Origin of the sequence: Klebsiella sp. K47 (genome assembly GCF_051858335.1) — a bacterium.
GTDB lineage: Bacteria > Pseudomonadota > Gammaproteobacteria > Enterobacterales > Enterobacteriaceae > Klebsiella > Klebsiella pneumoniae.
Genome location: NZ_JBPYUI010000007.1, coordinates 225733 through 240369, shown reverse-complemented (window position 1 = coordinate 240369; position 14637 = coordinate 225733). Strand labels below are relative to the sequence as shown.

The 14637-nt window shown below is 58.5% G+C and carries 11 protein-coding genes and 2 other RNA genes; 5 read left to right on the top strand and 8 right to left on the bottom strand.

The window, feature by feature from the left end; all coding sequences use genetic code 11:
- Positions 1-99: 99 nt before the first annotated feature.
- A non-coding RNA gene (locus RRF55_RS09560) (RtT sRNA) lies at positions 100-231 on the top strand.
- Positions 232-274: 43 nt separating this feature from the next.
- Positions 275-416, top strand: a non-coding RNA gene (locus RRF55_RS09555) — RtT sRNA.
- Positions 417-530: 114 nt separating this feature from the next.
- On the opposite strand, the gene RRF55_RS09550 is transcribed toward RRF55_RS09555, so the two are convergent.
- Positions 531-974, bottom strand: a complete 444-nt coding sequence (locus RRF55_RS09550) for an Lrp/AsnC family transcriptional regulator (protein WP_064277303.1) — start codon at positions 972-974, stop codon at positions 531-533.
- Between the two features lie 107 nt (positions 975-1081).
- Between RRF55_RS09550 and RRF55_RS09545 the strand changes: the two genes are divergently transcribed.
- The gene (locus RRF55_RS09545) at positions 1082-1978 is read left to right on the top strand and encodes a DMT family transporter (protein WP_009307604.1); all 897 of its coding nucleotides are present in this window, start codon (positions 1082-1084) and stop codon (positions 1976-1978) included.
- Here RRF55_RS09545 and narI read toward each other — a convergent pair.
- The 6 genes from narI to RRF55_RS09515 form a co-directional block, all read right to left on the bottom strand.
- Positions 1975-2652, bottom strand: a complete 678-nt coding sequence (narI, locus tag RRF55_RS09540) for a respiratory nitrate reductase subunit gamma (protein WP_002910189.1) — start codon at positions 2650-2652, stop codon at positions 1975-1977. The two genes, RRF55_RS09545 and narI, sit on opposite strands and share 4 nt — an antisense overlap.
- Positions 2652-3362, bottom strand: a complete 711-nt coding sequence (narJ, locus tag RRF55_RS09535) for a nitrate reductase molybdenum cofactor assembly chaperone (protein ID WP_002910191.1) — start codon at positions 3360-3362, stop codon at positions 2652-2654. The genes narI and narJ overlap by 1 nt, the downstream gene beginning before the upstream one ends.
- A complete protein-coding gene (gene narH, locus RRF55_RS09530; protein ID WP_002910193.1) occupies positions 3359-4894 on the bottom strand; it encodes a nitrate reductase subunit beta in 1536 nt (511 codons plus the stop codon). The genes narJ and narH overlap by 4 nt, the downstream gene beginning before the upstream one ends.
- Positions 4891-8634 carry a nitrate reductase subunit alpha gene (locus RRF55_RS09525; protein WP_032436577.1) on the bottom strand — a complete coding sequence of 1248 codons (3744 nt, stop codon included), beginning with the start codon at positions 8632-8634 and terminating at the stop codon, positions 4891-4893. The genes narH and RRF55_RS09525 overlap by 4 nt, the downstream gene beginning before the upstream one ends.
- A gap of 178 nt (positions 8635-8812) precedes the next feature.
- The gene (locus RRF55_RS09520) at positions 8813-8914 is read right to left on the bottom strand and encodes a hypothetical protein (RefSeq protein WP_048333118.1); all 102 of its coding nucleotides are present in this window, start codon (positions 8912-8914) and stop codon (positions 8813-8815) included.
- Positions 8915-9039: 125 nt separating this feature from the next.
- Positions 9040-10428, bottom strand: a complete 1389-nt coding sequence (locus tag RRF55_RS09515) for a NarK family nitrate/nitrite MFS transporter (RefSeq protein ID WP_004175568.1) — start codon at positions 10426-10428, stop codon at positions 9040-9042.
- A gap of 311 nt (positions 10429-10739) precedes the next feature.
- On the opposite strand from RRF55_RS09515, the gene narX reads away from it, so the two are divergent.
- Positions 10740-12518 (top strand): nitrate/nitrite two-component system sensor histidine kinase NarX, encoded by a 1779-nt coding sequence (gene narX / locus RRF55_RS09510; RefSeq protein WP_087791187.1) that lies wholly within the window; start codon positions 10740-10742, stop codon positions 12516-12518.
- A 10-nt stretch (positions 12519-12528) separates the two neighbouring features.
- Entirely contained in the window at positions 12529-13179 is a 651-nt protein-coding gene (gene narL / locus RRF55_RS09505; protein WP_032438267.1) for a two-component system response regulator NarL, read from the top strand.
- On the opposite strand, the gene RRF55_RS09500 is transcribed toward narL, so the two are convergent.
- Positions 13176-14558, bottom strand: a complete 1383-nt coding sequence (locus RRF55_RS09500; RefSeq protein ID WP_002910201.1) for a YchO/YchP family invasin — start codon at positions 14556-14558, stop codon at positions 13176-13178. The two genes, narL and RRF55_RS09500, sit on opposite strands and share 4 nt — an antisense overlap.
- Between the last annotated feature and the right edge of the window lie 79 nt (positions 14559-14637).

The window sequence follows — 14637 nt, the reverse complement described above, 5'->3', positions numbered from 1 at the left end:
GACTGTAAATCTGCCGTCATCGACTTCGAAGGTTCGAATCCTTCCCCCACCACCATCTTCTTAAAAAACACCTCAATCCAATTATTCTACGATATTCTATATTCTGCCCCATGGGGAAGGATGAGAAGCTTCGACTAAGGTTCGACTCGAGCGAAGCGAGAGAACGTTGCCGCAGGCAACGGCCCGAAGGGCGAGGCGCTTTAGCGCCGAGTAATCCTTCCCCCACCACCATCTCCCCATGCCATGCCCAGCATAATCTACCTACGGTATTCTATATTCTGCCCTACAGGGAAGGATGAGAAGCTTCGACTAAGGTTCGACTAAGGTTCGACTCGAGCGAAGCGAGAGAACGTTGCCGCTGGCAATGGCCCGAAGGCGAGGCGCTTTAGCGCCGAGTAATTCTTCCCCCACCACTGTTGCACTCTCAGCCACCTGTTCTGCTGTCTCATCGCTCGCGCTTCGCTTAGCGAGGCTACAAGTGGTGCCGTCTGGTAGCCCGGACAGGTGCGCAGCACCGCCTCCGGAAAAACTCACAGCGGTGGCAACCGCCTTTTTACCGGCGAGCTTTTCACCACCGAGGTGTTACACTGCGCATACTCCGCCAGACCGTCCAGCAGGGTATCCAGCTGGGCAATATCGCGCACCACGAGACGCATCACAAAACAATCTTCCCCGGTCACCTTGTCACTTTCAATACATTCCGGCATCGCCTGGATATATTTATCCACCTTCTGCAGCAGCCCAGGCAGCGGCCGGACCCGCACCAGCGCCTGCAGGCTATAGCCCAGCGCGGCGAGATTTACCCGCGCCCCATAGCCCTGAATGACACCCCGCTCCTCCAGGCACTTCACCCGCTCGGCGGTGCTCGGCGAGGTCAGCCCCACCCGCGCGCTCAGGACCTTGAGCGAAACTCTGGCATCCTGAGTCAGGCAGGTGAGGATCGCCCGGTCAATTTCATCAAGTACGTCATTCATATATTTCACCTAATTATAAAAGGCACTTCCCCCCTTCTACCTTAATTCAGCCATATCACCCTGTCAGGGTTTTTCGCACAATAACTAAAAAATGGTGGAGGTGAAAAATGCAACTTACCCGCGGCGTCTGGCAGATGAGCCTGGCAATGATAATCTCCGGCTCGATCGGCGCGTTCGTGCTGCTCTCTGGTTTGCCGGTGACTGATGTGGTGTTCTGGCGCTGCCTGATTGGCGCGCTAACCCTGCTGGTGTTTATCGTGTTAAGCCGCCAGCCCTTCAACCGGCTAACGCGTTTCACTCTCGCTCTGGCGGTGATTGGCGGCGCGGCGCTGGTCGTCAACTGGCTGCTGCTGTTTGCCGCCTATTCGCGGATCTCAATCGGTATGGCCACCGTGGTCTATAACACCCAGCCGTTTATGCTGGTACTGATGGGGATGGTGCTGGGGGAACGGGTCAGCGCCGTGAAATGGGGATGGTTACTGCTGGCCTTTGGCGGCGTAGTGATCCTGCTGTCGAGCGAGCTGACGCCTGCACACGAAGAGGGGCTTACCACCGGCGTGTTGCTGGCGCTGGGCGCGGCATTCTTCTATGCCCTGACCGCCATCATCGCGCGCAAACTGCATCCGCTCCCCGCGCAACATATCGCCTTCATTCAGGTTCTCGTCGGCGTCGTGATGCTGCTGCCGCTGGTGCATGCCCCCGAATTGACGGCCAGCTTCCCCTGGCGCTATCTGCTGATCCTCGGCATCGTCCATACCGGGATCATGTATCAGCTTTTATATAGCGCGATACAGAAACTGCCGACGCCCGTTACCGGTTCGCTCTCCTTTATTTATCCGCTGGTGGCGATGGTGGTTGACTATCTGGTCTTCCACCATGCGTTATCCGCGGTGCAATTGCTCGGTGGGATGCTTATTCTGTTTGCCGCCGCAGGGAATAATCTCGGCTGGGGCGAAAAAAAACCCCGCCGCGGCGGGGTCAGTGAGCAGTCGCGGGCCAGTTAGCGACGGGCGCGGACAATCTGGTATTTGCGCGTCAGGTATTCGACCGGCGCGCTCCAGATATGAACCAGACGGGAGAACGGGAACAGCAGGAACAGGGTCATGCCCAGCACCAGGTGAACGCGGAAAATAAACGCCACGCCATCCAGATGCTGTGACGCGCCGCCGTGGAACGTCACCACCGACTGCGCCCAGCCGACCAGTTTCATCATTTCACTGCCGTCCATATGCTGAGCGGAGAACGGGATCGTCAGCAGGCCGAGCGCACACTGCACCATCAGCAACGAGAGGATCAGAATATCCGCTCCGGTGGTGGTGGCGCGAACGCGCGGGCTGAGCAGACGACGCTTGAGAAGCAGTAACCCGCCCACCAGGGTCATCACGCCGCAGGCGCCGCCGGCGATCATCGCCATCTTCTGCTTGACATCGATCGGCAGGAAGGACTCATACATCCAGTGCGGGGTCAGCATGCCGAGGAAGTGGCCGGCGAAAATACCCAGGATGCCGATATGGAACAGATTCGACGCCAGGTTCATCCCCTTACGGTCCAGCATCTGGCTGGAGGCGGCGCGCCAGGTGTACTGGCCATAGTCATAGCGCAACCAGCTGCCAATCAGGAACACCGAACCCGCAATGTACGGATAAATGTCAAAGAAGAACATATTCAGGAAGTGCATTATTGCTGTCCTCCGTTAGAGATATTCAGATATTGCGGGGCCACGGCTCCGGCAAAACGACGCTGGTGAGCGGAAATTTCCGACTCGCCGCAGCCCTGGTCGGCAAAGAATTTGACCTGTTCTTCTTCCCAGACGGCGTCCAGCGCCTGCGGCGTATCGTCGCGCGCTTCGTCGGCAATCTTCTCCGCCACCTTCTGGCTGTCGACCTGCGTATTGGCCAGCTTCAGCAACAGCTCGAACAGCACCGCATAGCGACTTTCGCGCTGCTGCAGGCGCGCGCTGAGCAGACCGAGGATCGGCGCGACGTCCCGCAGGCCGCCAAGCGCTTCCTCTTCCGGCAGCTGCGCCAGATACTCCAGATATAGCGGCAGATGATCCGGCAGCTCATGGCTATCCAGCAGCAGGCCGTGGCGCTCGTACTGCGCCATGAGATCCACCATCGCCTGCCCGCGATCGCGGGATTCGCCGTGGACATGTTCAAACAGCAGCAGCGAGGTGGCCCGGCCGCGGTCAAACAGTTCGCTATAGGCCGCCTGGGCGTCCAGCGGATCCTGAGCCACTAAATCGCGCAGGAAAACGCCCAGCGCGTGGGCATCCTCTTTGCTAAGTTTCTCTGATGACGCGAGCGCCTCGAACATCTCCTGCTGATGCTGCCATAAGGCAGCGTCAGGATATTCGAGCAGACGCGATACAATCACGAGTTCAATCATGCGTGCGGCTCCGTTTTGCTGGTCACGTCGATGGCGTCGATGCGACGGCTGTTGAACAGGTTGAACTGACTGTCAGAGCCGTGGCAGCCATCGCCAAAGCTAAAGCCGCAGCCGTTTTTCTCCGGAAACGCTTCTCGCGCCTGTTCACGATGGCTGCTCGGCACCACGAAACGATCTTCGTAGTTGGCGATCGCCAGATAGCGATACATTTCCTGGGCCTGCGCTTCGCTCAGCCCCACCTCTTCCAGCGCGCGGGTATCGACGACGCCGTCAACGGTTTCCGCACGCTTATAGTGGCGCATCGCCAGCATTCGTTTCAGCGCCAGCAGTACCGGCTGGGTATCGCCCGCGGTCAGCAGGTTCGCCAGATATTGCACCGGAATACGCAGGCTTTCCACGTCCGGCAGGATCCCGTTGCTACCCAGTTCACCCGCATCGGCGGCGGACTGAATCGGCGACAGCGGCGGCACGTACCAGACCATTGGCAAGGTGCGATATTCCGGGTGCAGCGGCAGGGCCAGCTTCCAGTCCATCGCCATTTTGTAAACCGGCGACTGCTGCGCAGCTTCAATGACCCCCTGCGGTACGCCATCTTTCAGCGCCTGCTCGATCACTTTCGGATCGTTGGGATCGAGGAACACGTCCAGCTGACGCTGATACAGATCTTTCTCGTTCTCGGTGCTGGCGGCGTTTTCAATCGCGTCCGCGTCGTATAGCAGGACGCCGAGATAGCGGATACGGCCCACGCAGGTTTCGGAGCACACCGTCGGCATCCCGGATTCAATACGCGGGTAGCAGAAGATGCATTTCTCGGATTTCCCGCTCTTCCAGTTGAAATAGATCTTCTTGTACGGACAGCCGGTGATACACATCCGCCAGCCGCGGCACTTGTCCTGGTCGATCAGTACGATGCCGTCTTCTTCACGCTTATAGATGGCGCCGCTCGGGCAGGTCGCGACGCAGGCCGGGTTCAGGCAGTGCTCGCACAGGCGCGGCAGATACATCATGAAGGTGTTTTCGAACTGGCCGTACATCGCCTTCTGCATGTTGTCGAAGTTCTGATCTTTGGCGCGTTTTTCAAACTCGCCGCCGAGGATCTCTTCCCAGTTCGGACCGCTGGTGATCTTGTCCATCCGCTGGCCGGTGATCAGCGAGCGCGGACGGGCGATCGGCTGATGTTTGCTCTCCGGCGCGTTATGCAGATTCTGATAGTCATAATCAAACGGCTCGTAGTAATCATCGATGCCCGGCAGATGCGGGTTGGCGAAGATTTTACCCAACAGCATCGCGCGATTGCCCATGCGCGGCTGCAGTTTACCGTTAATTTTGCGGATCCAGCCGCCCTTCCATTTTTCCTGGTTTTCCCAGTCGTTCGGGAAACCGACGCCCGGCTTACTTTCCACGTTGTTGAACCAGGCGTATTCCATCCCTTCCCGGCTGGTCCAGACGTTTTTACAGGTCACCGAGCAGGTGTGGCAGCCGATGCACTTATCGAGATTCAGCACCATGCCGACTTGTGAACGAATTTTCATTTTACGCTCTCCTGTACCTGGTCGTTGCCTTCGCCGTCTAACCAGTTAATATTCTTCATCTTACGTACCACCACAAACTCATCGCGGTTGGAGCCGACGGTGCCGTAGTAGTTAAAGCCATAGGCCAGGTGGCCGTAGCCGCCGATCATGTGGGTCGGTTTCGGCGTAATACGGGTGACGGAGTTATGGATCCCCCCGCGCTGACCGGTGATTTCAGAGCCCGGCAGGTTCACGATACGTTCCTGCGCGTGATACATCATGGTCATCCCGGCTGGAACGCGCTGACTCACCACCGCACGCGCCGTCAGGGCGCCGTTGGCGTTGAACACTTCGATCCAGTCGTTATCTTCGATACTCAGATCTTTCGCATCCGCTTCGCTCATCCAGACAATCGGCCCACCGCGCGACAGGGTCAGCATCAGCAGGTTATCGCTGTAGGTCGAGTGGATACCCCATTTCTGGTGCGGGGTCAGGAAGTTCAGCGCCTTCTCCGGGTTGCCGTTGGACTTCTCGCCCATCACCGCTTTCACCGAACGGGTGTCAATCGGCGGCCGATAGACCAGCAGGCTTTCGCCGAAGTCGCGCATCCACTGGTGATCCTGATACAGCGACTGACGTCCGGACAGCGTGCGCCACGGGATCAGCTCGTGAACGTTGGTGTAACCGGCGTTGTAGGAGACATGCTCATCTTCCAGGCCAGACCAGGTCGGGCTGGAGATAATCTTCCGCGGCTGCGCCTGAATATCGCGGAAGCGGATCTTCTCGTCTTCTTTGTTCAGCGCCAGATGCGTATGCTCGCGACCGGTGATCTCGCTCAGCGCTTGCCACGCTTTCACCGCCACCTGACCGTTGGTTTCCGGGGCCAGGGTGAGGATCATTTCCGCGGCGTCGATGGCCGTTTCCAGCTTCGGCTGGCCTTTCGCCGGGCCTTCCGCCTTGGTGTAGTTGAGCTTACGCAGCAGATCCATCTCGCTCTGGGTGTTCCAGGCGATGCCTTTCCCGCCGTTGCCGATGGTTTCCAGCAGCGGGCCGATCGAGGTGAAACGCTCGTAGGTCGCCGGGTAATCACGCTCAACCGGAATAATATGCGGCGCGGTTTTCCCGGGGATGAGATCGCATTCGCCTTTTTTCCAGTCTTTGACGTCCAGCGGCTGCGCCATTTCCGCGGCGGAGTCGTGCTGGATCGGCAGGGTCACCACGTCGGTTTCTTTACCGAGGTGGCCCACGCACACTTCAGAGAATTTCTTCGCGATACCTTTATAGATCTCCCAGTCGCTCTTCGATTCCCAGGCTGGATCAACGGCGGCCGACAGCGGGTGAATAAACGGATGCATATCCGAGGTATTCATGTCGTCTTTTTCGTACCAGGTGGCGGTCGGCAGCACGATGTCGGAGTAGAGACAGGTGCTCGACAGACGGAAATCGAGGGTCACCACCAGATCCAGTTTGCCGTCGAGGCCGTTATCCCGCCATTCGACTTCTTCCGGCTTCACGCCGCCCTGCTTGCCCAGGTCTTTGCCCTGAATGCCGTTCTCGGTACCCAGCAGGTACTTGAGCATGTATTCATGGCCTTTACCGGAGGAGCCCAGCAGGTTGGAACGCCAGATAAACAGGTTACGCGGGTGGTTTTTGCCATTTTCCGGCTGCTCGGCCGCAAAGCGAATCGAGCCCTCTTTCAGCGACTTCACGGTGTAATCCACCGGGGTCATGCCGGCTTTTTTCGCTTCGTCAGCGATACGCAGCGGGTTGACGCCAAGCTGCGGCGCCGACGGCAGCCAGCCCATCCGCTCTGCGCGCACGTTAAAGTCGATCAGGTGGCCGCTGTAACGGGATTTATCCGCCATCGGCGACAGCAGTTCCTGCGCGGTCACCGTTTCATAGCGCCACTGGCTGGAGTGGTTATAGAAGTACGAGGTACTATTCATGTGACGTGCCGGACGCTGCCAGTCAAGGGCGAACGCCAGCGGCTGCCAGCCGGTCTGCGGACGCAGTTTTTCCTGGCCCACATAGTGCGCCCAACCGCCGCCGCTCTGACCGACGCAGCCGCAGAAGATCAGCATATTGATCAGGCCGCGGTAGTTCATGTCGAGGTGGAACCAGTGGTTGAGGCCCGCCCCGACGATAATCATCGAACGACCGTGAGTTTTATCGGCGTTATCGGCAAATTCACGGGCGGTACGGATGATATGCGCGCGGGAGACGCCGGTGATCTTCTCCGCCCACGCCGGGGTGTAGGCTTTCACTTCATCGTAGCCGGCGGCGCAGTTGTCATCGTTCAGACCGCGCTCCAGGCCGTAGTTAGCCATGGTCAGGTCATACACGGTGGTGACCAGGGCGGTAGAGCCGTCGGCCAGCTGCAGGCGTTTGGCCGGCAGTTTGTGCAGCAGAATGTTTTCCAGATCGACTTTGTTGAAGTGCTCAGACCCTTCGCCGCCGAAGTACGGGAAGCCGACGTTCGCCACTTCATCATGGCTGCCCAGCAGGCTCAGACGTAGCTCAATCTCTTCGCCAGTTTTACCGTCGCGCTGTTCGAGGTTCCATTTGCCTTTGTCGCCCCAGCGGAATCCGAGGGAACCGTTCGGTACGGTCATGTCGCCCTTCTCGTCAAAGGCGACGGTTTTCCATTCCGGATTGTTCTCCTGACCAAGGGAATCCACGAGGTCGGATGCGCGCAGCGTACGGCCGGCGGCATAATAACCGTCGCGCTCCTCGAGCATCACCAGCATCGGCATGTCGGTATAGCGGCGCACATAGTCGGTGAAATACTGGCTCGGCTTATCGAGGTGGAATTCACGCAGCATCACATGGCCCATCGCCAGCGCCATCGCGGCATCGGTACCCTGCTTCGGCGCCAGCCACAGATCGCAGAGTTTGGCGATTTCGGCGTAGTCCGGAGTGATGGCTACGGTTTTGGTCCCTTTATAGCGGACTTCGGTAAAGAAGTGCGCATCCGGGGTGCGGGTCTGCGGCACGTTTGAGCCCCAGGCGATGATATAGCTGGAGTTATACCAGTCGGCGGATTCCGGCACATCGGTCTGCTCGCCCCAGGTCATCGGCGAAGCCGGCGGCAGGTCGCAGTACCAGTCGTAGAAGCTCAGGCAGGTGCCGCCGATCAGCGACAGATAACGGGCGCCGGACGCGTAGGAGACCATCGACATCGCCGGGATCGGCGAGAAGCCAGCCACGCGGTCCGGACCGTAGGTTTTGACGGTATAGACGTTGGAGGCGGCAATCAGCTCATTCACTTCCTGCCAGGAGGAACGTACAAAACCGCCGCGACCGCGGGCCTGTTTGAAGCTTTTAGCTTTGTCGGCGTCTTCGATAATCGACGCCCATGCCTCAACCGGATCGCTATGCTGAACTTTCGCTTCCCGCCACATCTTCATCAGGCGTTTACGCATCAGCGGGTATTTCAGGCGGTTAGCGCTGTACAGATACCAGGAGTAGCTGGCGCCGCGCGGGCAACCGCGTGGTTCGTGGTTCGGCAGGTCCGGGCGGGTGCGCGGATAGTCAGTCTGCTGCGTTTCCCAGGTCACCAGACCGTTTTTGACATAAATCTTCCAGCTGCATGAGCCGGTGCAGTTGACACCGTGAGTGGAACGCACAATTTTGTCATGCTGCCAACGTTGACGGTATCCATCCTCCCAGTCCCGGTTGGTGTTTAGAAGCTGGCCGTGCCCATCGGCAAAGGTTTCACCCTTCTGTTTGAAGTAGCGAAACCGGTCCAGGAATTTACTCATCGGGTTTCTCCTGATATGGAGCCTGACGGCTCTCTGATAAATCGACATTGCTGGATTTGCAGCGAAGGTAACGCTATGAAAGAGGGCGAGAATTGATAGCGATCAATCCGAACTGGCTTGTTACTGCGCAGCAAAACCTCGATTACCACCAAGGTGGTATAAGATGTTATTTTTTAACTTATTGTTTTTTAATGATTTTCACCTCAAAAAGCAGCATCACGCCGGGATTTGTTAACAACGGAGGTATTAAGGGGTAGAGCCATTTCACTGGCAAGCCCACCTGTTCTGGCTCAGCGGTCGATGCGGACAATATTATCCCATAGTATGTTGTAACTAATTAAGCGCTTAAAAAAGGCGCCTCCGTGGGGAGCGCGCCTTTTTATACGCCAACGTTACCGCGGCCGATTACTGACGCTTACGACCGTATACCGCCCAGGTGATCACCACGCAGGCAATATAGAACACGAGGAACACTTTCATCGCCCCGGCCGGCGAGCCGGTCAGATCCAGCGAGATACCGAACGCTTTCGGAATAAAGAAGCCGCCGATAGCGCCAATGGCGGAGATAAAGCCCAGCGCCGCCGCGGTATCGGTCGCCGCCTCGCGCATCGCCTGCGCTTCGCTGCCGCCCTGGGCCTTCACGCGGTCCATAGTCAGCTTACGGAAGATCACGGAGATCATCTGGAAGGTGGAGGCGCTCCCCAGCCCGGCGGTCAGGAACAGCACCATAAACACCGCGAAGAAGGCGATAAAGTTACCGCCCTGGCCGTTGGTCGGCAGGGTCAGGAACAGCAGCGCGCAGAAGACAGCCATCACCACAAAGTTGACCAGCGTTACGCGGGTCCCACCGAGGCGGTCGGAGATCGCCCCGCCCATCGAACGCGCCAGCGCGCCAATGAACGGGCCGAAGAAGGCGTAATGCAGGATCTGCACATCCGGGAACTGAGTTTTTGACAGCATCGCGAACCCGGCGGAAAAGCCGATAAAGGAGCCGAAGGTCGCGAGATAGAGCAGCGCCATAATCCACAGATGCAGGCGCTTAAGTACCGGCAACTGCTCGCTCAGCGACGCTTTCGAAGCCGACAGGTCGTTCATAAAGAACCACGCCGCCAGAGTGAAAATAATCAGGAAAGGTACCCAGATCCACGCGGCGTTTTCCAGATACAGCATCGAGCCGTCCGGTTGCTCGCTACCGTTACCGCCAAAAACGGCAAAGATAGAGATCGAGACCACCAGCGGCGCGACCAGCTGCATCACGCTGACGCCCATATTGCCAAGTCCGCCGTTAACGCCGAGCGCCCCGCCCTGCTTCGCTTTCGGGAAGAAGAAGCTGATGTTGGCCATACTGGAGGCAAAGTTGGCTCCGGCGAAGCCGCACAGCAGAGAGATAATCACGAAGATGCTAAACGGCGTAGAGGTATCCTGGACCGCGAAGCCCAGCCAGACGCACGGCACAATCATGATCCCGGTGCTGAACGCCGTCCAGCGACGGCCGCCGAACAGCGGCACCATAAAGGCGTAAGGCACGCGTAATAAGGCGCCTGACAGCGCCGGCAGCGCGGTCAGCATAAACAGCTGATCGGTTGTAAACTGAAAGCCTACTTTGTTGAGGTTAACGGCAACCGCGCTGAACAACATCCAAACGCAGAACGCCAGTAACAGACAGGGAACGGAGATCCATAAATTGCGGCTTGCCACACGATGGCCGCGCTGTTGCCAGAATTCAGGATCTTCAGGCCGCCAGTCGGTTATGACCGAGCGGTTAGCCTTCTCCGGGAGGGAAGATTGACTCATAGATACCTCTGATTATTCATATTTCCTGCCGCTACCTTAGGGGTTACCCGGGGCGGTAAGTTGATATAAATCAAAGGAAAAGCGTGAGCTAATTTGTGCAAAAATAAACCATGCCTCCAAGTGAGTAGAGAATGGTGGGGAAAAAAGTGTGGTTTTTCACGCTGCTGCCGGGTTGCGTATAATCCCCCCCCTAACATCGCCTACCACCGACAATTAAGGAGTAACTCTTTAGGGGTATGGGTATACTCCAGGGGATAGTCGAGAATAAGCGCCACTCCCGGAGACATGACCGGTCAGGAGCCACGCATTCCATGTTAAAACGTCTTTTTACCCCGCTGACGCTGGTCAATCAACTGGCGTTAATCGTGCTGCTCGCCACGGTTATTGGCGTCGCCGGCATGGCGATCTCCGCGCGCCTGGTGAACGGCGTGCAGGGCAGCGCGCACGCCATTAACAAGGCCGGTTCATTGCGTATGCAAAGCTACCGGCTGCTGGCGGCGATCCCGCTGAATGAAAACGATCAAAAACTGGTGGCGGACATGACCGCCACCGTCTTCAGCCCGGAGCTGCAAAATTCCGCCCGCCGCGACGGCCAGGAAATCCAGCTTAAAGCCCTGCAGCAGTACTGGCAGCTGGCGCTGGCCCCCGGCATGCAGCGCGCAGTCAATCAGGCGGAAGTGGCCCAGGATGTCGCCGACTTTGTCGATCGTATCGACCAGTTGGTCACCGCATTCGACCACACCACCGAGCAGCGTATCGAACGGGTGGTCTGGATCCATCGCATCCTCGCCATTGGTATGGCGCTGCTGCTGATCTTCACTATCATCTGGCTACGCGCCCGCCTGCTGCGGCCGTGGAAACAGCTGCTGAGCATGGCGCGCGCGGTGAGTCAGCGTGATTTCACCCAGCGGGCGCACATCAGCGGCCGCAACGAAATGGCGACCCTGGGCATGGCGCTGAATAACATGTCGGAAGAGCTGGCGGAAAGCTATGCCGTGCTCGAGCGGCGGGTGCAGGAGAAGACTGCCGGACTGGAGCAGAAGAACGAGATCCTCGCTTTCTTATGGCAGGCCAACCGCCGGCTGCACTCCAGCGCCCCGCTCTGCGAACGTATTTCGCCGGTACTGAATGGCCTGCAGGGGCTGACGCTGCTGCGCGATATCGAGGTACGGGTTTACGACCTGGAAGACGAAGATAATCACCAGGAGTTTACCTGCCACTCGGATGATGACTGTGATGATAAAGGCTGCTACCTCTGTCCACGCAATCTGCCGCCGCTGCCGGATGGGGGAACAACGCTGAAGTGGCGGCTGTCAGATGCGCATAGTCAGTACGGCATCCTGCTGGCGACGCTGCCGGTTGGCCGCCATCTCAGCCACGATCAGCAGCAGCTGGTGGATACCCTGGTGGAACAGCTGACCAGCACCCTGGCGCTGGACCGCCATCAGGAGAAGCAGCAGCAGCTGATCGTCATGGAAGAACGGGCCACTATCGCCCGCGAGCTGCACGACTCCATCGCCCAGTCGCTATCCTGTATGAAGATGCAGGTTAGCTGTCTGCAGATGCAAGGCGACGCCTTGCCGACGGAAAGCCGCCAGCTGCTGGGGCAGATCCGTAACGAACTGAATACCTCGTGGGCCCAGCTGCGGGAGCTGTTAACCACCTTCCGCCTGCAGTTGACCGAGCCGGGGCTGCGCCCGGCGCTGGAGGCCAGCTGTCAGGAGTACAGCGCCCACTTCGGCTTTACGGTGCAGCTTGATTACCAGCTCCCGCCGCGCTTTGTGCCCTCGCATCAGGCGATCCACCTGCTGCAGATCGCTCGCGAAGCGTTGAGCAACGCTCTGAAGCATGCCAGCGCAACCGAAGTAACCGTGACGGTGTCACAACGCGATAATCAGGTTCGTCTGGTGATAGCGGATAACGGCCGCGGCGTACCGGACCACGCCGAACGGAGTAACCATTACGGTTTAATTATTATGCGGGATCGCGCCCAGAGCTTGCGCGGTGACTGTCAGGTACGACGCCGGGAAACCGGTGGAACCGAAGTGATCGTCACGTTTATCCCGGAAAAAACGTTTTCCATCCAATAAGGAGACCCTCATGAGTCAACAGGAACGGGCAACTATCCTTCTCATTGACGACCATCCGATGCTGCGCACCGGCGTGAAACAGTTGATCAGCATGGCGCCGGACATCCAGGTGATTGGCGAGGCCAGCAATGGCGCGCAAGGTATTGAGCTGGCCGAGTCACTGGATCCTGACCTGATCCTGCTGGACCTTAATATGCCGGGCATGAACGGTCTGGAGACTCTGGATAAGCTGCGTGAGAAATCCCTTTCTGGCCGGGTAGTGGTCTTCAGCGTCTCCAACCATGAAGAGGACGTTGTCACCGCCCTGAAGCGCGGCGCCGATGGCTATTTGCTGAAGGACATGGAACCGGAAGATCTGCTGAAAGCGCTGCAGCAGGCGGCCGCCGGAGAGATGGTATTAAGCGAAGCGTTAACGCCGGTGCTGGCCGCCAGCCTGCGCGCCAACCGCGCCACCTCCGATCGGGACATCGGCCAGCTGACCCCGCGCGAGCGCGACATTCTCAAGCTGATAGCCCAGGGACTGCCGAACAAAATGATCGCCCGTCGCCTGGATATCACCGAAAGCACCGTCAAAGTACACGTGAAGCACATGCTGAAGAAAATGAAGCTCAAATCCCGCGTGGAAGCGGCGGTATGGGTCCACCAGGAGCGAATCTTCTAAGGCGAGTCCGTCCAGGAGACGCCTGGCGTGGTAAACTTGACCAGCGGCTCGGTCAGCGCCAGGGCGATCTCATTGGAGGAGACGCGCTGCCCCTGTTTATCCTCCACCACCACCGACAGGCGCCAGCGGTTCGCGGCGCCCGGTTCACTGTTCCACACCGGCATAATGATGCTCCAGCCATCGGGGCTGCTGGCATCTACCGGCGGCGTCAGGCTGAGGGCCTGGGTGTCTCCCTGCCAGTGCAGCGCCTTGATGCCATGCAGACTATGGATCTGCAGCTTCAACTGCACCGTCTCCCCGGACTGCAGATCCCAGGGCGGCGTGGCCAGATAGACCGTCAGATTTTTGCGCTGACGATACTCCACCACCGGCAGATTATCCCGCTCCGGACTATCGAAGCGGCTCCCGCGCAGCGAGTTGCTGATCGCCACCTCGTCTGCCGCAAGCTGCTGCTTAAGGGGTACGCCAAAGCGATAGTTTAGCTTCAGTCCCACATTGTTCTGGCTGACGCCATTTTCCCCCTGCTTATGCTTAGCGGTCACCGTGACCAGCGGGACCGGGGTGTAATTGAGCCCAACGGAGACGGCCACCGGATTATGGTAGCCGGTGCCGGAGTGAAACAGATCGACGCTATCGCCGAAATACTGTTCGACGCTGACGCTGGTGTTGATGTGCTGGTAGAACGGCAGCCGCGCCTGGGCGGTGACGTCATACCCTGCGGCCATCCGCTGCTCCTGAGTCTGATTATCGCGTAGCTGCCAGTCGCCCAGCGGATGGTAATAGTTTGCCGACAGGCGGAGATATTCTCCCCACGCTTCGGCGCCAACGCTGCCGCGCGCCAGGCTTTCGCTCAGCACTTTATCGTAAAACGAGTTATAGCCCAGCAGCCAACCGCCAACCCGCCAACGCTGGCCAAGCCCGATGTTGCCCACCAGATCGTGCTCGCGCCGGGTCACCGAGTACTGGTTCCACGTCAGATAACGGTCGTTATCCTGCAACGGCACGAACCAGCTCCCTTTACTGCCGGTGAATTTCCCCTCTTTATCGACCAGCAGGTCGACATTGGCGTTGCCCCACGGCGAGAGCCAACTCTCCAGCTGATGACTCACTTCATTGCCGATTTTACTGATGGCAAACAGCTGCGCCTGTTCACCCGCCGTCAGACCATTGTCGCTCATGCTGGCCTCGCCAAACTTCTTCGCCACTTCGGCAAAGTGCCGGGCGTCGTCATCAACCTGGGGAGCAATCCCCATATCGGGCAGCGGATCTTGCGCTTGCGCAGGGCGGGTGGTGTCGCTGGCGGTCAGCGCCCAGACGGGAACGCCCGGCAACAGCAGGAGAAAGGTCAACGTTGGCAACAAACGGAACGACACAGGCATTAACAGAGTTTGCGCAAGCTCACAAAAATGGATAGAAGTGTTAGTTTATCGTTTTTTCCCTGCTCCCGCAGCCCTGTGG